This window comes from Limnohabitans sp. Rim8, from assembly GCF_945901735.1.
In the GTDB taxonomy this organism is placed as follows: Bacteria; Pseudomonadota; Gammaproteobacteria; order Burkholderiales; family Burkholderiaceae_C; genus Limnohabitans_A.
The window spans coordinates 18,169-34,636 of the sequence record NZ_CAMDLM010000034.1; the positions used below are offsets into that span (position 1 = coordinate 18,169).

General features: G+C 61.8%; 22 protein-coding genes. 7 read left to right on the top strand and 15 right to left on the bottom strand.

The window, feature by feature from the left end; genetic code table 11:
• Positions 1-26: 26 nt before the first annotated feature.
• The 3 genes from flgA to Q0O99_RS14705 all read left to right on the top strand — a co-directional run bounded on the left by flgA (position 27) and on the right by Q0O99_RS14705 (position 1,705).
• Entirely contained in the window at positions 27-833 is an 807-nt protein-coding gene (gene flgA / locus Q0O99_RS14695; protein WP_293752724.1) for a flagellar basal body P-ring formation chaperone FlgA, read from the top strand.
• Positions 834-957: 124 nt separating this feature from the next.
• Positions 958-1,260 (top strand): flagellar biosynthesis anti-sigma factor FlgM, encoded by a 303-nt coding sequence (flgM, locus tag Q0O99_RS14700; RefSeq protein WP_293752725.1) that lies wholly within the window; start codon positions 958-960, stop codon positions 1,258-1,260.
• A gap of 7 nt (positions 1,261-1,267) precedes the next feature.
• Entirely contained in the window at positions 1,268-1,705 is a 438-nt protein-coding gene (locus Q0O99_RS14705; protein ID WP_293752726.1) for a flagellar protein FlgN, read from the top strand.
• Positions 1,706-1,709: 4 nt separating this feature from the next.
• Here the strand turns inward: Q0O99_RS14705 and Q0O99_RS14710 are convergent, their stop codons facing one another.
• From Q0O99_RS14710 to Q0O99_RS14740, 7 genes are all read right to left on the bottom strand, one after another.
• Entirely contained in the window at positions 1,710-3,068 is a 1,359-nt protein-coding gene (locus tag Q0O99_RS14710; protein WP_293752727.1) for an MATE family efflux transporter, read from the bottom strand.
• Between the two features lie 7 nt (positions 3,069-3,075).
• A complete protein-coding gene (locus tag Q0O99_RS14715) occupies positions 3,076-3,414 on the bottom strand; it encodes an ATPase with chaperone activity (RefSeq protein ID WP_293752728.1) in 339 nt (112 codons plus the stop codon).
• Between the two features lie 76 nt (positions 3,415-3,490).
• Positions 3,491-4,927 (bottom strand): chromate transporter, encoded by a 1,437-nt coding sequence (locus tag Q0O99_RS14720; RefSeq protein WP_293752729.1) that lies wholly within the window; start codon positions 4,925-4,927, stop codon positions 3,491-3,493.
• Positions 4,924-5,304 (bottom strand): hypothetical protein, encoded by a 381-nt coding sequence (locus Q0O99_RS14725; RefSeq protein ID WP_293752730.1) that lies wholly within the window; start codon positions 5,302-5,304, stop codon positions 4,924-4,926. The genes Q0O99_RS14720 and Q0O99_RS14725 overlap by 4 nt, the downstream gene beginning before the upstream one ends.
• Before the next feature lie 75 nt (positions 5,305-5,379).
• Positions 5,380-6,441: a cyclase family protein gene (locus tag Q0O99_RS14730; protein WP_293752731.1), complete on the bottom strand. Its 1,062-nt coding sequence runs from the start codon at positions 6,439-6,441 to the stop codon at positions 5,380-5,382.
• 351 nt (positions 6,442-6,792) lie between these two features.
• A complete protein-coding gene (locus Q0O99_RS14735) occupies positions 6,793-7,683 on the bottom strand; it encodes a DMT family transporter (protein WP_293752732.1) in 891 nt (296 codons plus the stop codon).
• Between the two features lie 24 nt (positions 7,684-7,707).
• Positions 7,708-8,475 (bottom strand): SDR family oxidoreductase, encoded by a 768-nt coding sequence (locus Q0O99_RS14740; RefSeq protein ID WP_293752733.1) that lies wholly within the window; start codon positions 8,473-8,475, stop codon positions 7,708-7,710.
• Between the two features lie 241 nt (positions 8,476-8,716).
• Here Q0O99_RS14740 and Q0O99_RS14745 point away from each other — a divergent pair, with 241 nt between their 5' ends.
• Positions 8,717-9,169 (top strand): helix-turn-helix domain-containing protein, encoded by a 453-nt coding sequence (locus Q0O99_RS14745; protein WP_293752734.1) that lies wholly within the window; start codon positions 8,717-8,719, stop codon positions 9,167-9,169.
• 246 nt (positions 9,170-9,415) lie between these two features.
• Here the strand turns inward: Q0O99_RS14745 and Q0O99_RS14750 are convergent, their stop codons facing one another.
• The 5 genes from Q0O99_RS14750 to Q0O99_RS14770 form a co-directional block, all read right to left on the bottom strand.
• Positions 9,416-10,456, bottom strand: coding sequence for an aldo/keto reductase (locus Q0O99_RS14750; RefSeq protein WP_293752735.1), 1,041 nt, complete (start codon positions 10,454-10,456; stop codon positions 9,416-9,418).
• Positions 10,453-10,824 (bottom strand): TIGR04076 family protein, encoded by a 372-nt coding sequence (locus tag Q0O99_RS14755; RefSeq protein WP_293752736.1) that lies wholly within the window; start codon positions 10,822-10,824, stop codon positions 10,453-10,455. The genes Q0O99_RS14750 and Q0O99_RS14755 overlap by 4 nt, the downstream gene beginning before the upstream one ends.
• Complete coding sequence (locus Q0O99_RS14760) at positions 10,821-11,861, bottom strand: TRAP transporter substrate-binding protein (RefSeq protein WP_293752737.1); 1,041 nt, start codon at positions 11,859-11,861, stop codon at positions 10,821-10,823. Before Q0O99_RS14760 ends, Q0O99_RS14755 begins: the two co-directional genes overlap by 4 nt.
• A gap of 68 nt (positions 11,862-11,929) precedes the next feature.
• A complete protein-coding gene (locus tag Q0O99_RS14765; protein ID WP_293752738.1) occupies positions 11,930-13,219 on the bottom strand; it encodes a TRAP transporter large permease in 1,290 nt (429 codons plus the stop codon).
• A complete protein-coding gene (locus tag Q0O99_RS14770; RefSeq protein WP_293752739.1) occupies positions 13,216-13,713 on the bottom strand; it encodes a TRAP transporter small permease in 498 nt (165 codons plus the stop codon). The genes Q0O99_RS14765 and Q0O99_RS14770 overlap by 4 nt, the downstream gene beginning before the upstream one ends.
• Positions 13,714-13,783: 70 nt before the next feature.
• On the opposite strand from Q0O99_RS14770, the gene Q0O99_RS14775 reads away from it, so the two are divergent.
• The 3 genes from Q0O99_RS14775 to Q0O99_RS14785 are packed head-to-tail and all read left to right on the top strand — an operon-like array spanning position 13,784 to position 15,314.
• Positions 13,784-14,524 carry a GntR family transcriptional regulator gene (locus tag Q0O99_RS14775; protein WP_293752740.1) on the top strand — a complete coding sequence of 247 codons (741 nt, stop codon included), beginning with the start codon at positions 13,784-13,786 and terminating at the stop codon, positions 14,522-14,524.
• Between the two features lie 10 nt (positions 14,525-14,534).
• Entirely contained in the window at positions 14,535-14,927 is a 393-nt protein-coding gene (locus Q0O99_RS14780; RefSeq protein ID WP_293752741.1) for a hypothetical protein, read from the top strand.
• Positions 14,928-14,930: 3 nt separating this feature from the next.
• Positions 14,931-15,314 (top strand): type II toxin-antitoxin system death-on-curing family toxin, encoded by a 384-nt coding sequence (locus tag Q0O99_RS14785; RefSeq protein WP_293752742.1) that lies wholly within the window; start codon positions 14,931-14,933, stop codon positions 15,312-15,314.
• A 284-nt stretch (positions 15,315-15,598) separates the two neighbouring features.
• Here the strand turns inward: Q0O99_RS14785 and Q0O99_RS14790 are convergent, their stop codons facing one another.
• From Q0O99_RS14790 to Q0O99_RS14800, 3 genes are read right to left on the bottom strand one after another with little or no spacing between them, the layout of a single operon-like run.
• On the bottom strand, positions 15,599-15,814 hold the full coding sequence (locus Q0O99_RS14790) for a type II toxin-antitoxin system HicA family toxin (protein ID WP_293752743.1): 216 nt from the start codon (positions 15,812-15,814) through the stop codon (positions 15,599-15,601).
• Positions 15,807-16,010 carry a hypothetical protein gene (locus tag Q0O99_RS14795; protein WP_293752744.1) on the bottom strand — a complete coding sequence of 68 codons (204 nt, stop codon included), beginning with the start codon at positions 16,008-16,010 and terminating at the stop codon, positions 15,807-15,809. The genes Q0O99_RS14790 and Q0O99_RS14795 overlap by 8 nt, the downstream gene beginning before the upstream one ends.
• Before the next feature lie 22 nt (positions 16,011-16,032).
• Complete coding sequence (locus Q0O99_RS14800) at positions 16,033-16,224, bottom strand: hypothetical protein (protein ID WP_293752745.1); 192 nt, start codon at positions 16,222-16,224, stop codon at positions 16,033-16,035.
• Positions 16,225-16,468 lie beyond the last annotated feature (244 nt).

Below are 16,468 nucleotides of genomic sequence, written 5' to 3' on the forward strand. Positions count from 1 at the left end.
TCGTTTTTGCTTAATCTTTGGAAATCATGAACGCTGTCAAAACTTCCACACCTATGAAACCCTCTAAGCAAATGCTGTGCCGACTTCTGGATCAAGTCACCATCCGCGGCCTCTGGCTCGGGGCGGTCTTTTGTTTGAGCAGCTGGCCTGCCTTGGCGGCGGCCCCGGCCACGCCTGCGGCGGCCCTGCAAAAAGCGGTGGTCAGCTGGGTGGTGCAAACCCAATCGGTAGAGGCCGAGTCGGTCTTGCTCGCCCCGCTGGACCCGCGCCTGCAGGTCAAGGCCTGCACCAGCCCCCTGGCCATGGACCTGCCCTTTGCCAGCCCCGACACCATCCGCGTGCGCTGCGCCGAACCGGCTTGGCAGTTGTATGTGCGTGTGTCTGTGACCGGGCGTGTGGCGGCAACGGCTGCGACCGCGCCCGCCAAGGTCGAGCCCGCCCCGGTGGAAAAACGCCAGGTGCTGGTGGCCGCCGTCCCGCTGCAGCGCGGCATGAGTTTGACCGCGGCTCATGTTCGGCTGGTTGAGGTCGATACATCCAGCATGCCCGTGAATGTCTTGGAGCAAGTCTCTCAGGTGTTGCACGCCGAGGTGGTCCGCGATGTCCGTCCCGACACCCCGCTGCGCAGCCAGGACATCCGGCCCACCGTGCTCGTCAAAAGGGGTCAGATGGTGCTGATGTCGATCGGGCAAGCCCAAGGTTTTCAGATCTCGGCCCGGGTAGAAGCACAGCAAGATGGTCGCTATGGCGAGCAAATCAAGCTCAAAAACCGCGATTCCGGGCGGATGCTGACAGGTTTGGTCAAAGGCCCCAATCAGGTCCAAGGCCTTTAAAATGCCAGATGATGAAATTTATGAAAATAAATGGTTTTTGGGCTCAAGTTCTAGAATCTGCTGTCGAATCTGATTACGAGCGAGGTCTCTGCTCACCAAAAAGAGACCAGAAAAGAGAACCATCATGACTGATCCCATCTCTGGCTTTCGCCGAGCTGCCCAAGCGGACTCGTCCAGTCGCCAAGTGTCTGCGAAGGCCCAAGAGCGCGCCGCCAACACGGCTACCGAAGGCCTGACAAAGGCACCCGCCCCGCAGACCGACGAAGTCAAATTGAGCGCTGTTGCGCAAAAAGCCATGCAAGAGCCAGAATTCGACCGGGCCAAGGTGGAGGCCATCAAAGTGGCCATCCAGCAAGGCCAATACCCCATTGATTCGCGCCGCATCGCCGAAAACTTCTTGGCCATTGAGAAAATGATCAAGGATTAAGCCCGGCATGCACCCCAACCCAGCCATGCCTGCGCTCAATCCGCCCAACGGCACGATGAATGCCTTGCTGGCCCACGCGCCGTTGGACACCGCACGCCTGGCCGAGTTGCTGGCGCTGGAGTTCGAGGTGTTGAAAGCCCGCGACATGGCGGGTTTTGAGGCTTTGCAAGAAGAGAGAATCACCATTTTGGAACGGCTGTCCCAAGTGGCCCAATGGGTGGCAGGCCAAGACCCCGTGCCCGTTGTGTGGCAGAACCTGCAGGCAGACCTGCAGCAGTGCAAACAAGACCATTTGCGCAACATCCAGTTGCTTCAACGCCAACTGCAAGCCGTCAAGGGTGCCTTGCAAGCCCTGCAAGGCGAGTCGACCGCCACCGTCGACTTGTATGACCGCCTGGGACAAGTTGCCCGACGCCGCGGCTTCAGTCCGTATTTGGACGCCTGAGTTTCTAAGCCCGCTTCACCGAGGCGACCCAAGGGGTCAAGGCCACAGCCGCAGCGGTGGCCAAGCCATACAGCAGCATGGCCCACGCCACCAGCACATAAAAGTGGGTGGCTGTGCCCTGGTGTTGCGCCAACCACCAGCCCGCGCCCGCCACCAACACCAGCCTCAGCGTGCCCGCCAACACCGGCCCAATGACCTGGCCCGCGCCTTGCGATGCAAAGTACAGCGTGAGGCCCAGGCCAAAGAAAGGGAATGCAGGCCCGGCCGTCACCAGGTATTGCCGTGCGTAAGCCAGCACCGCCTCGTCTTGTGAGAAAAGTCGCGCCCACAGATCGGGTGCCAGCGTGACCACCGCGCCGATCAAGCCCAGGTTGAACGCCGACACGCCGGCGGCGATCCAGGCCACCCGCCGCGCCCGCGCCACCTGGCCTGCGCCCATGGCCATGCCCACCATGGGCACGGCGGCCATGCCCACGCCAAAGGCGATCGGAATCAGCAAAAACTCCAGCCGCTGGCCGATGCCGTACCCGGCCAGTGCTTCGGTGCCCAGTTGCGCCAGCAGGCCGGTAAAAATCAAAATGGCCAGCACCGATTGCACGGGCGACAAGCAGGCCACGGCGCCCACCCGGAGGATGTCCGCCAACAAGCTGCGCTGCAGGACAAAGCCTTGCAGGTGCAGCGTCAAGCGCCCTTGGCTGCGAATCAGGTACCACAGGAAATACAACGCGCCTGCCGCGGTGGCCACGATGTGCCCCAGGGCCACCCCCACCATGCCCAGGGCGGGAACGGGCCCGGCCCCCAGCGACAGCACACCGCTCAGCACGATTTGCAACACCGCTGTGGCCACCAGCGCCAAAGACGGGGCGCGCATTTTGCCCGTGCCCCGCACGATGGAGGCCAGCGTGTTGAGCAGCCACACCAGAACGGCCCCGGCAAACAGCACTTGACCGTATTGCACCGCCTGCTGCTGCACCGCACCACGCCCGCCCAGCAGCGCGTAAAGCTCAGGGCCCCACAGCAAGAAGAGGGCGCTGTAGATCAGACCTGTGCCCAGGCCAATCAGCAAGGCGTGTTGTACCAGCTTGTCTGCACGCTGCAGGTCGGCAGCCCCCAAGGCTCGGCTGATGGCCGCCGACACGCCCCCACCCATGGCCCCAGCAGACATCATTTGGGTGAGCATGGCAAACGGGAACACCAAGGCCATGGCCGCCAAAGGCGTGGTGCCCAGGCGGCCCACGTAATAGGTTTCGGCCACGCCCACCAGCACCGTCATCACCATGGCCAGCACATTGGGTGCGGCCAAGCGCAGCAAGGTGGGCAAGATGGGGGCCGAGAGCAGCCTCTGCAAATCGGGTGTGCTCATGGGGTGGTCAATCTGGCTGGCCCGGGGCGGGCGCTTGCAAGAGTTGGTCCATGGGCCACTGCAGCAACTCGGCCAGGCGGCAGACCACCCAGCGTGCCTCGCCAGGCGAGACCACGGCGGGCTCGGCCAGCAGACCGGTTTCGCATTGCGCCAGCACCAGCTCTTCGGTGATGCCCAGAGTGAATTGCATGTTGGCGGCTTTTTCTGTCAGCAAATTGGCCAGGTCTTCGCACAGCTCGTAGCGCGAGGCCAGATCGCGCTGGCCCAACGTGGGCTTGATCTTGCCGGGCGGCACGTACAGCGCCATGAAGGTGGCGGGGATGTGGATCTGGAATTCTTCGGTCATGGCGTGGGTTGGGCGTTCGGGCTGTGCATTAACGCACAGACGCGGCGCTCGGGTTGGCGTGGCCGGGGTGGGGGGCTCAGAAGAGCAACTGCCACACCAGCCCCAGCGCCGTGCACAGGCCCAGCAGCTTGAACACGCTCAGCTGCCTGCGAATCAGCAGCCAGGTGGCCAGCAGCGTCAGCGCGAAAGCCCCCAGATCGGGCAGCATGTGCCAGCCTCCGGGCAGCCAGGTTTGGCGTGCAAACACGCCCGCCAGGTGCACGATCACGCCGATCACGGCGGCCATGATGCCCTGCAGGGGCCCGGCCAATGAGGGCATGTGGCGTGTGGACTCCACCAGCGGACCGCCCGCCAAAATGAAGACGAAGGAAGGCAAAAAGGTGAACCAGGTCACCACGCAAGCCGCCACGATGCCGCCCAACACAGGGTGGCCGAACAAGGCCTGGCTGTGCCCGCCCAAAAAGCCCACAAACGCCACCACCATGATCAGCGGCCCCGGCGTGGTTTCGCCCAAGGCCAGCCCGTCCATCATTTGCGCCGCCGTGAGCCAGCCATACTGGCCCACGGCCGCTTGCGTCACTAACGGCAGCACCGCGTAGGCGCCACCAAAGGTCAGCAAAGCCGCTTGTGTGAAAAACCCGCCCATCAGCGTGAGGGTGTGGCCCAGCCCGAACAGCAGCGCGATCAGGCCCAGGCTGATGGCCCACAACCCCACCCCCCAGGCCAGCGCGCGCACCAGCCGCGGGTGGCTGTAGTGCGTGTGCGCAGGTGCGGGCGTGTCGTCGGCTAGCCAAGCCGGGGCTGGACCGGTGACGACGGGTGGTCTGGTTTCATTTGCTTTGTGTATGGGGGGGTGCTGCGCAGCCATGGCGCCGCTGGTGGGCTCTTGGCCAGCCTGGACTTGGACCTGAAGACCTGAGGGCTGACGCGACATGTAATAGCCAGTGGCCGCTGCGCTTGCAATGATCCACACAAAGGGCAGGCCCCAGAGCATGCCCAGCAAGGACAGCACCGCCAGCGCCCACAGCCAGCGGGCCTTCAAGGTGCGCAAGGCCAAGCGGTGCGCGGCTTGCAACACCAGTGCAGTGACCGCGGGCTTGAGGCCCCACAGCAGCGCTTGCCCCCAAGGGTGTTGCCCCCAGGCGGTGTAGGCCCAGCTCAGCACGATCAGCAGCACCAAAGACGGCAACACAAACAGGGCGCCTGCTGCAATGCCCCCGCGTGTGCCATGCATCAGCCAGCCGGTGTAGGTGGCCAGTTGCTGTGCTTCAGGGCCAGGCAGCAGCATGCAGTAATTCAGGGCGTGCAGGTAGCGCTTTTCTGAAATCCAGCGGCGACGCACCACCAGCTCTTCGTGCATCAGCGCGATTTGCCCGGCCGGGCCGCCAAAACTCATGCAGCCCAGCCAAAACCAGAATTGGATCGCCTCTTTGAAGCTGGGCCGCTGTGGCGCGTCCAAAGCCTGTGGTTTGTCCAAAGCTTGCGATGCGTCGGCAGGCTGCGGGGCGTTCATGCCTGCTCGAACTGGGTGCGAAAGGCCTGCACAAAACCAGGCGTGCCACTCAAAGTCAGGCTCAGCGACAGGCTTTGCGTGTCGACCGGCTCGGGCCAGAGGCTCAATTGCCCGGTGCTGGGCACAAAGCGGGGTGTGGCCACTTGGGGCTTGCCGCCAACGCTCAGCAGCGTGACCTGCAGGTCAAAGTCCCAATGGGCACCGTTTTCCAGGGGGCCGGGGCCTGCGTGGTCAAAGCCGTGTGCCCAGCGCAGCACCTGCGCCACCTCTTGCAACAAAGCCGTGTTGTGTTGGGGCGCAGGTTGCGCCAGTGCATCCCAGCAGACCACGCCCTCGGCATCCTCGCTGCAGTCAAAATCAAGCAATTGCAAATTCATCGGCCAACTCCATCCCGGGATTGTCTTTCCGGCTATCCGATTGTCGCCGCCGCAGGCGCTGATTTGTCAGATGGCTTACACCGTGGCAATCGGTGTGGCCGGTGAGCCAATGGCACCGGGCAGGCGCAAGGGCGGGGCGGTGAGCAAAAAGCGGCTTCGGCCGTTTTGGCGCAGCCAGTCGGCCAAGGGGGTCAAGTGCCAGATTTCGCCCAGGTGCACGCCCAGCTTGAACAAACAATGCTCGTGCAAGGGCAAAGCCGCGCAGCTGCCGGGGCGGGGCGAGGCGGGCAAACCTTCCACCGCGTAGTTGTCGGCGATCAGGGCCACCAAGCCCGAATCGGTGATCCATTGCAGCAGCCGCTCGTCGCGCCCCTCCAGCACGGCGCAAGCGTTTTCTACCGCGTGCGGGTCGGGTTGTTTGTTCATCTCCAGCAGCATCTGCGCAAAACCGGTGTGCAGGCACACCATGTCGCCAGGCTCTACCACTACCTTGTCCTTGCGCAGGATGTCCATCAGCAGGTCGTAGCCCACCCGCACCCGCTCACGGCCCAGATGCGCATGCAGGTCGATCATCACCGCACGGCCCTGCACGCAGCGCTCGGACATTTTTTCGATGCCCAGCGCCTTGGCCGACGACGTCGACTCCCGGGCGATCTCGGGAAAGCCAAAAATGCCAGCGCCCTCGCTGCCGCTCGGGCCCACCACATCGGTGCCTGCGCGATAGCCGTTGTAATACACCGGCTCGGGCACGCCGTCGCCGTTGGCGTCGAACATTGAGCCCACGTGGGCCAGGCTGTCCCACTGGGTGCTGTACTGCAAATGCATGATCACCAAGTCGTCGCACACCACGTCGGTGCAAACCGGGTCGTCGCACCACAGCTGGTAATTCATGTTGGGTTTGCCCTCGCGCACCGTCGGGCGCAGCACCGGCGGCTGACGCCTGGGGTTGAGCACGTTGCCGCCCGGAAAATCCAGCGGCAGGCTCAGGTTGAAGGTCTGCCCGGTGCGCACCTCGTGCATGCCCTGCAGCACTTTCTCGGGTGTCAAGAGGTTCATGCGACCGCATTGGTCGTCGGGCCCAAAGTCGCCCCAGTTGGAGCCAGGGGGGCGCTGTTTCCAGCGGGGGGAAGAAGACATGCAGGACTCCTTTGATGACGGCCCAAGCGCAAAACGCGTGCCACGCATCTTGTGCGCTGAGACGACAGACCGGCTGTCACCAAACGGACTGAGTGCTGTCATGCTCATTCGCCTCTTCATGTCGAAATGTCGCTTCGCGAAGGGATGGCTGTCGGTCTTTGTAGGTCGCTTCGCGAAGGGATGGCTGTCGGTCTTTGTAGGTCGGTGCCTTCAGGTCCGACGTTGTGCGCCACCGCCCTTTGAAAATGTCGCTGCGCGAACAGATGGCATGTCGGCATAAAGGCCCGACCTACGAGGGATGACCGACCTTCGCACCCTGCATTCAAACCTCAGAGGGCTGGAGCCATGGGTTCAGGGACTGGCCTGGCCCCGAAACTCGCGCCACAGCAAATACAGGCCGCTGGCCACCACCACAGCGGCGCCGAGCACCACGGCCAGGTCAGGCACCTGGCCAAACACCAGCCAGCCGAGCAGTGTCATGTAAATGATCTGCTGGTACAAAAACGGGCCCAACACCGCCGCCGACGCATAGCGGTGTGCCACGGCCACAAAGTAGTGGCCAATGCCGCCGAACAAACCGGCCAGCGCCATCACGAACCACTCGAGCAGCGTGGCCGGGTGTTGCCATTGCCACAGTGCAAAAGGCGTCAGCACCAAGGTGGCCACCACCGCCGAGGTCATTTGTGTGGTGGCCGGGTTTTCGCTGCTGGCCAGGTAGCGCGTCATCATGTTGAAGAGCGCATACAAAATGGCGTTGAGCGCCGACAGCAAGATCGCCGGGTGAAAGCCCTGGCTGCCCGGGCGGATGATGACCAGCACCCCCGCAAAGCCCACGGCAATCGCCAGCCAGCGTTTGGCGTCCAGCCGCTCGCCCAGCCACCAGGCCGAGAGCAAGGCGATCAAAATCGGCACGGAAAATTGCATGGCCCCGGTTTCCGCCAACTGCAAATACTGCAAGGCCCAGAAATTCAGCGCGGTCATGGACGCCAGCATCAAGCCGCGCAGCAGCTGCAAACGGGGGTGCCGCCAGCGCAGCAAATCGCCTTGGACCGACGGCGCAAACACCGCGATGGAAAACAGCGAATGCGTGAGAAAGCGCATCCACACCACTTGCATCACCGGCAGGGTGATCACCAGCCACTTGGCCGAAGCGTCGAGCAGCGCAAACATCAAGGTGGTGACCGTCACCAGCGCAATGCCAATGCGGCGGTGCCGTGCGCTGTCGCTGAAAAGCTGGCTCATGGGCTGGGTCAGATACCGCCGGGCTCAGCGTTTGGGCGGTGTCTCCAGACCGCCCGTGTAAAAGCGGTTCAAGGTGGGGGAGATGATCAACTCGTTGATGCAGGTGCGGGTGGGCATCTGCGCCACAAACAAGATGGCCTGGCCCATGTCGTCGGCCTGCACCATCAGTTCGCGCTGCTCGGCAGACGGCGGCACAGGCCGTTTGTCCAGAATGGGCGTGGCCACTTCGCCGGGCAAAAGCGAGGTGGCGCGGATGCCGTGCGTGCATTCTTCCATGTTGATGGACTCGGTCAGGGCCAGCACGGCGCGCTTGGTGGCGTTGTAAGCCGGGCCGGTGAGCTTGGACGCATATAGACCCGCCCAAGACGACACATTGATGATCAAGCCGCCTTGCTGCTGGCGCATGGCGGGCAGGATCGCGTGCACGCAATAAAACAGGCCCGACAGGTTGATGGCCACCACATCGTCCCAGGCTTCGGGCGTGACCACATCGAAATTGCGCTGCGTGGCATTGGTGCCTGCGCTGGTCACCAAGATGTCGATGCGGCCATGTTGATCCAGAATCTGCTGCGCCGCCGCTTTGACGGCGTGCTTGTCGGCCACGTCCAGCAGCAAAGCCTCGGCACTGCCCAGGGCCTGCAGCGAGGCCAAAGCGCTGGCGTTGGTGGCAGCGTTGCGGCCCGAAATCACCACATGGGCGCCGGCTTGGGCCAGCGCCATCGCGCCCGCCAGACCGATGCCGCTGCCCCCGCCGGTGATCCAAGCAATTTGGCCTTTGAGGGATGTGGTCATGGGGGGGCTCCTGTTGAAGTGATTGAGGGGGTGTGGCCGATGGGGCAGATGGGGTAATTGAGGCCTGCAGTGCCTGTATTTAAGCAGCCTTTGCGCTCGGGCCTGCTGCTCAGGTGACAACCGGTGATCTGGCCAGCAGGACCCGTCGTGCTGCACAGGCGCACCATCGCGGCCAGTGGGTTCGTGCGGATGGGGGCATGCGGTTTGCGTATGATCCATGTTCCGAAAGGATGGAGAGAACATGAGTAACTTCGCAGCCCAGTTGAAAACCGAGATTTCACGCATCGCCAAAAAAGAAATGCGCGCGCAAGCGGCGGTGCTGAAAAAGGCCCAAGCCACCCACCGCGCCGAGATCGCCGATCTGAAAAGACGCATCGCCAGTCTGGAAGCCGTGGTGCGACGCCTGGGCAAAACCCCCGCGCTCGCCACTCCACCCGCCAAGCAAGAGGATGAGCCCCAGGGCTTGCGCTTTCGCGCCGATGGCTTTGCATCCTTGCGCAAAAAATTTGGTGTGTCGGCCGCGCAGATGGCCCTGTTGTTGGGCGTGTCCAACCAGTCGGTCTACCACTGGGAGACGGGCAAGTCCAAACCCCGCGCCGCGCAGCTCCAGGCCATCGCGGCCGTGCGCAAGCTGGGTAAAAAAGAGGTGGCGCAGCGCTTGGCGGCGCACGCTCAGGAACCAGCTCCAAAATAAGGGGCTGAACGGGCAAGGGGGCCTAATCATCCGGCACGTTGAAGTTTGAATTTTCTTCACCGGTATCCAGTAGGTCGGTGGCTTTAGCCCTGACATTGAGGGTTTCGGAGTGGGCTGCATGTCGGGGCTAAAGCCACCGACCTACAATTTTTTGGACCATGGAAAACTTCTCTGTCCCGGATCAATAAGTTCAGCTGTGCGTTTGGCGGTCTGCATTCACTTTCTGGCCCCGAGCTGCGCGCGCTGTCAGTGACGCCCCTCATTTTGGTTGTAGCGCATGATGCGCCCGTGACGGCCTTCCTTGTCGCGCTCGATGTCGTAGCAGTCGCCCGCAGGCCCCGTGCGCCGTGCCAGCAAGGGCGCCAAAAGGGCGTGGTCCTGCGCGTCCAGGCGCAAGGCCTCAATGTGTTGCGTGGCCGGCAGGTGGCGCGTTGAAGTGAAGCCCATGATGGCGCTGGCCACTTGTGGGCGGTCGATCACCCAGCGTGTGGCCACATCACCCAGGCCCACGCCATGGCGCGTGGCAATGGCCTGCAAGGCGTGCAGCAGTTCCTGAAAGAGGTCCCAGCCGCCGAAATCTTCGATGATCAGTTTGTACTTGGTGTGCGAACGGTTGGCCAGTGGCTCGGTGGGCTCGGCTTGGCCCAGCCAGGTGTCGCTGAGCAGGCCACCGGCCAAGGTGCCGTAGCACAGCAGTTGCACACCGCGCTCTTGGCACAGCGCGATCAGGCCCTGGTCGGGGCGGCTGTCCAGCAGGGAGTACTGCACCTGCGTGCTGACCAGCGGGATGCCGGCGTCCAGGATTTCCCGGGTCAGGGCGGTGTTGAAGTTGGTCAGCCCCAGGTGCGCGATTTTGCCTTCGCGGCGCAGATCGCTCAGGATGCCCAGCGCTTGCACATAGCCCGGTTGGGCCAGGTTCCACCAGTGAAACTGCACCAGGTCGAGCTGCTCCACGCCCAGGCGTTCCAGCGAGCGGTCGATGATCCCGGTGAGGTAGGCGCGGTCGCATGAGGTCAGCCGGTCGTAGTCGGGCACGCATTTGGTGTGCACCTGAAGCCTGCGGGCCAGCTCCGGGTGCTCGCGCCGAAATCGGCCAATCAAGGCTTCCACGCCGATGTAGTGGTCGGCACAGTCAAACGTGGTCAGCCCGGCCTGCACGAAGGCGGCCATGTCTTGCACAGCTTGCGCCTGGTCGACATCGCCGTGGCCGCCGGCCAGGTGCCAGCAGCCTTTGATCAGTCGTGACGCGCGGTAAGCCGGTGCGAGCTCGGTGGTGGAAATGCTCATGGTTTTTTGGAGGGGTCTTGTGGAGATGTGGCCAAAGGCTCTCCGGTGACGGCCGCGTGGCTGAACTGCCGTGTGCCGCAGCGCTTGATGACAAAGCGGGCCTTGCAATGGGGGTCGGGGCAGGCCACACGGGCGTCTGTGCTCATCCAGTCGTTGGGGTGGCAGGGGCGCTGCTTGGCGGGCAAGATGGGCAGCAGCGCCGCCAGGGTGTAGATGGACCAGCTTTGCCCTGACGGAAAATGCAGCTGCTCGCCGTGCAGCTCGAAGTGGTCTCCGGCTTTGGCCTTGCACCAGCAAGGACCATCGCCTTCCCACTCCACCCGCAGGTCGAACAATTCAAATGGGTCGTCGCCTGCGGGCTGGCTCATTTGCTCACGCCCAACTCGCGCGACACGCTGGTGATGAGGCCACGGTATTCGTCCAGCGCTTGTTTGGCAGCGGGCGATTTCTTGCTCGCGTCGGCCAGCCATTCGTCCTGCACAAAAGCCAGCTTGCTGCGCAGCTCTTGCAACAGGGGGCCTTGCACGTCGGTGACCTTCACACCGGCGGCGGCCAACTGGCGGTCGGCGTCGTCTTCCTTGGCCTGCCAGACGGCGGCAAAGCGGCGCACCATGGCTTCACCCGAGAGCTTTTCGATCGCAGCGCGGTCGCGCGCCTCCAGTGCAGCCCACTTGGCGGCGTTCACCACCATGAACTGGCTGGAATGCGCAAAGCCACCCGGCACATAAGACGCCGTGGGCATGTGTTGGGTCATCTTGAAGGCCACCACGGTTTCCTTTTGCTGGAACATGCCTTGGATCACGCCCCGCGAAATTTGCTCGTAGGCTTCGGACAGTGGCGAGGAGATGGGCGTCATGCCCAGCGAGCGGGTGATCTTTTCGACCGTGGTGCCGGGCACACGGATCTTGATCCCGCTGACCGCGTTCATGGAGGTCAAGGCATTGGCCTTGGTGAACAGCTGGTAGGAGCCATTGGTCCACAGCCCGAGCAACACGGTGCCTTCGTGTTCGTTGGCTTGCGCAAAGTGTTTTTGGTAGGTGCGCCAGTAAGCCAGCGAGTTCACCACCGCGTGGTCGGTGGTGAAGGGCAGTTCGCCCATTTCGGTGAATTTGAAACGGTTGGGCGTGTAGGCGTGCACGCTGAACGCGATGTCGGCCACACCGTTCTTGACCAGATCGAAGTGGGCTGGCGGCGCACCGAGTGCGGGCAGCACCTGGATCTTGACGCGGCCCTCGGTGGCTTTTTCAACATCGGCGGCCCAGGGCTGGACCATTTCGGTGACCACATGGTGCGTGGGTGGCAGCCAGTTGGAAAAGCGCCAAACGGTTTGGGCTTGCGCCGCGAGCGCGACACTGCCCAATACAGTGATCAGCAGGGACTGGCGCAGAAAACGGGGGGTGACCATGGGAAAGCTCCTTGGGTTGAGGTGGACAAAAGGGAGAAGGATGCAGTGCAGAAGGATGCAGGGAGGGTTCAGGTGATGGAGGGCAGCCACAGGGCAATGGCCGGCACAGCCAGCAAGATGCCCAGGCGGATCACGTCGGCCGCCACAAAGGCGCTGGCCCCGCGAAACACCACATTCAGCGGGACCGATGGAATCTGGCTGGCCATCATGTACACGTTCATGCCCACCGGCGGGGTGATCAGGGCGACTTCGATGAGGGTGACGATCAGCACACCGAACCAGATCGGGTCGATGCCGTAGCTGACCACCAGGGGAAACACAATGGGCAGCGTCAGCAAAAGCATGGACATGCTTTCCAAAAAGCAGCCCAGCACCAGGTACATGCCACAAATGATGAGCAAAAATTGCATGGCCGACAGGTCCAGCCCCTGAAACACCCCGCCCAACCAAGGCGTGAAGCCCGAGATGGTGATGTACTTGGACAGGACCAATGCGCCGATCAGGATGAAAAACAAACTGGTGGTGGTGACCGCGGTCTCACGCAGCACCTGCGCCAGCAGCTTGCGCGTCAGTCGCCCGCGTGCCATCACCATCGCGAAGGCGCCTGCCGTGCCAATGCCCGCCGCTTCGGTCGGGGTGAACCAGCCGCCATAAATCCCACCAATCACCAAGCCGAACAACAGGGCCACGCTGCCGATGCCGCGCAAGGAATGCCAGCGCTCTGTCCATGTGCTGCGCTCGCCGGCCGGACCCGATTCAGGGTGCCGCCATGTGTACACCATGACCGCGCCCACATACAGCAAGGCCCCCAACAGGCCCGGCAGCACACCGGCAAGGAACAGCTTGCCGATGTCGGTCTGGGTCATGATGCCGTAGACCATCAGGGCCACGCTGGGCGGAATCATGATGCCCAAAGTCCCGGCCGACGCGATGCAACCGGTGGCCAGCGCATCGCTGTAGCCGTAGCGTTTCATCTCCGGGTAGGCCACACGCGTCATGGCGGCCGAAGTGGCCAGGCTGCTGCCGCAAATGGCCGCGAAACCCGCGCAGGCCAGCACGGTGGCAATCGCCAGACCGCCCCGCAGATGCCCCACAAACCGGTAAGTGGCCCGGTACAGCTCGCGCGAGATGTCGGCCTCGTTGATCAGGTTGCCCATCAGGATGAACAAAGGCACCACCGTGAGCGAATAGTTGTTGACGGTGCTGAAGGCGGTTTCACCCACCATGAACAAGGTGGGGCTCCAGCCCAGGACACTCAGGCACCCGACCACGCCCGTCACCAACATGGCCACGGCAATGGGCACTTCCAAGGCAATCAAGGCCAGCATCACGGCCAAGGCAATCAAGGTGGCGCTCATGCAGCTGCCCCGACACGGCGCTTGGACCACAAGGCCATCAGCGCAGAAAACGCCATGCTCAAGGCCCCAAAACCTGCCACCCAAGACAAGGGCACTTCGATGTAGGGCGCCCGGTCTCCAGCTGCGCCGACCCGCAGCATGTATTGAAAAAGTGCCCAGGCCAGATAGGCCAAGGCCAAGCAGGACAAGATTTTGCGCAGTTCGCGCAGCGCAAGCGCCAAGCCTTTAGGCGCAGTTCGCCACATTTGCAAAATACCAGCGCGCACATGATCGTCTTGGGCGGTCACCAGCGGCAAGGTGGCGTACACCAGCAAACCCATCAGCAAGGCCGTCAACTCATAAGCCCCGGTGATCGGTCGGCCTGCGATGCGCAGCACCACATCCAGAAAGGCCACGGCGGCCATGGCTGCGAGCACCCATGAGGCCATATGGACAAACCACAAAGCGGGTCGCGGCGCTGCTGCCTGCAGGGGGGTGGATGGGTCTGATTTCATGCGCTCACCATAATGTGATCACATAATACGGCATGCCTCTTGAATAAAGCAAGCGTGGATATACTGCCCCATGGCCCGACCCCGACGTGATGCCCCCAGCCCAGAGACCCTGCGGTCGCCGTTGCCGGTGTTGCGCCCGGTCTCCCGCGATTCGGTGCAGGACCGCATTTATGCCGAGCTTTCTGACGCCTTGATTTGCGGTCGTCTGCAGGGCGGGCAAACGCTGCAGATCAGGGACTTGGCCGACGCGTTTCACACCAGTGTGATGCCCGTGCGCGAGGCCCTGCGGCGCTTGGTGGCCGAGGGTGCACTGGAGTCCGCCACGCAGCGTCCCGTTCGCGTGCCACACCTGTCGGTTCAGCGCCTGGACGACATTCACCAGACCCGTCTTTTGGTGGAAGGGCATGCGGCCGAGCGGGCTGCCGTGCGCGCAGATGACCATTTGTTGGCCGCATTGGCGGTGGCCGATGCCGAGTTTTCGCACGCCTTGCAAACGGGGGATGTGGAGGCCGAATTGCAGGCCAACCGGCGCTTCCATTTCACGCTGTACGAGGCCGCGCAATCGCCCACCTTGCTGTCCATGATTCGCAGCCTGTGGCTGCAAAGCGGCCCTTATGTGCGTGTGGCTGTGGCCCATCACAGGCCCGAGCAGGGCGCACCCCGCACCTTGCACCACCACGGCCTGATGCAGGCCTTGGCGCAACGCGATGCGATCGCCGCGCGTCGGGAACTGGAGGCTGACCTGGATTGGGCCTGGCGCTTGATGCAGGGCAAGGTCGGCCTGCACGCAGAGGGACCAGGACCCGTGTGAAATTGGGGTCATGAAATTGGGGTCAGACCCCAATTGTTTGACCCCAATTGTGTGGCTCAGCCAGTCGACCGGCAAGGGCCTGAAATCAGCCCGCGTCGCTTGCCTGGGACTGGCGCGTTGCTATATCTTGCTTTATCATGAAGCATCAAGATATTTCATGATGGTGATGACAATGACCACTGCCACGCGCGAAAAGTTTTCTTCACAAGCGGCCCCGGAAGTGCTAAACGCTCTGCGAAACATTGCAGAGAACCAGGGGCGACAGTTTCAAGCGGTACTCGATGATGCCCTGCGTGACTACATCGACCGGCAGCAGAAGGAGAGCCCACGGCGTCACGTGATGACCGCGTTCGCGTCCAGCCTTGATGAGTTTGACCATTTGTACCGCGAACTGGCTAAGTAAGCCATGGGGCAACATGATTACCTGACCGTTGCTGACGTACTGGGGATGCATACGGTGCTCATGAAGCGTTATGGAGGCGCAACGGGCGTGCGCGACCCGGGCGCACTGGAGGCCGCGCTGTTCCGTCCGCAAACGGGTTACTACGACGACATCTTGGCCGAGGCAGCGGCACTGCTAGAGAGCTTGGCGATCAACCATCCATTTGTGGATGAGAACAAGCGGATGGCCTTTGCCGCTGCAGATGTTTTCCTGCGCATCAATGGCTGGCGGTTGCAGCGTGCGCCGATGCAGATTCACGCTGAGATGCTCGGGATGCTCGAGTCTGGTACGTTTGACATCGCGCACTTGGACCCGTGGCTTCGCAGTTTCGCTGCACCAGCAATCTGACTGTAATTGGTAATTGGGGTCAGATCCACTGCTGTCCGGAGATCTTCCTGAACCTGCAGCTAACCTCATGATTTATATGGACTTTTTTGATTTCAAGTCGAAATCTATTTGAATAGTCCATTGCGCGGCATCACACTTTGCTTTTTTGCGAGGTGCGCCCATGCACAAAGGCCAGCTTGTTTTCGCGCAACTCAACGAACACCTCCCAAAGCCTATTTTTTCGCGATTGCGTCAAGCGCTACGCTGAGCGCTATCCCACGCTCAGCTACTCGCAAGCCAAACGATCAAAGTGCTTTTGAAAATTCTTGTGTACTTACGCCAGCTTGCCTGAGAACACCATTCACAGTTCCAATTTTCACTTCTTTGTGATTAGGAACCACGCACCCTTGATCTCCGCGTTTCATAACTGTGTGGCTTCCAGACTGCCTTGCCACAACAAAGCCTAATTTTTCAAGAGCTCGAACGATTTTTGCACCTGATAGCCCAGGGAATTTAGGCATGGCTGACTTCAAAAGTTGTCATGACAGGATGGCTGTAAATTTTCATTGGAAATTCATCCAAGTACAAGCTTGTAGCTTCCTTCAGATTTTGAATTGCTTCCTGGTAGGTTTCGCCTTGAGTGGTTGTGCCTGTTTCAGGATTTAAAGCAACGAATCCACCTTCTTCTGCCTCAGTAATAACTGCTGTTAATAACATAAAAATTTCCCTAGTAAGATTATCAATTCAACGCGTATTTTATGACTTTTCGACTGCTACCATCTTCCACCGCGGTAGCGGGTTTGTAATGGAATTGCTCGACGAGGTCCTCAACGTTGGCGAAGGTATCAGGGACGTCTCCGGCTTGAAGCGGGAGCAGTTCCTTTTCAGCGGTTTCGCCTAGAGCTTTTTCCAGTGCGGCGATAAAGTCCATGAGTTCGACTGGCTGGTTGTTGCCGATGTTGTAGACACGCCAAGGGGCTTTGCTGGTCCCTGGGTCTGGCTGGTTACTGTTCCAGCAGGAGTTGCAGGGGGCGGGGCGGTCGAGGATGACCGACTACGAAGTCAGCAATGGAGCGATCAGGAGATGAACGATGCTTGATCTGATTGCCGACTTCAAAGAGCTTGGGTTGCACGGTATGGCCAGTGCGTGGCCGGAGGTTCAGGGCACGGCCCGC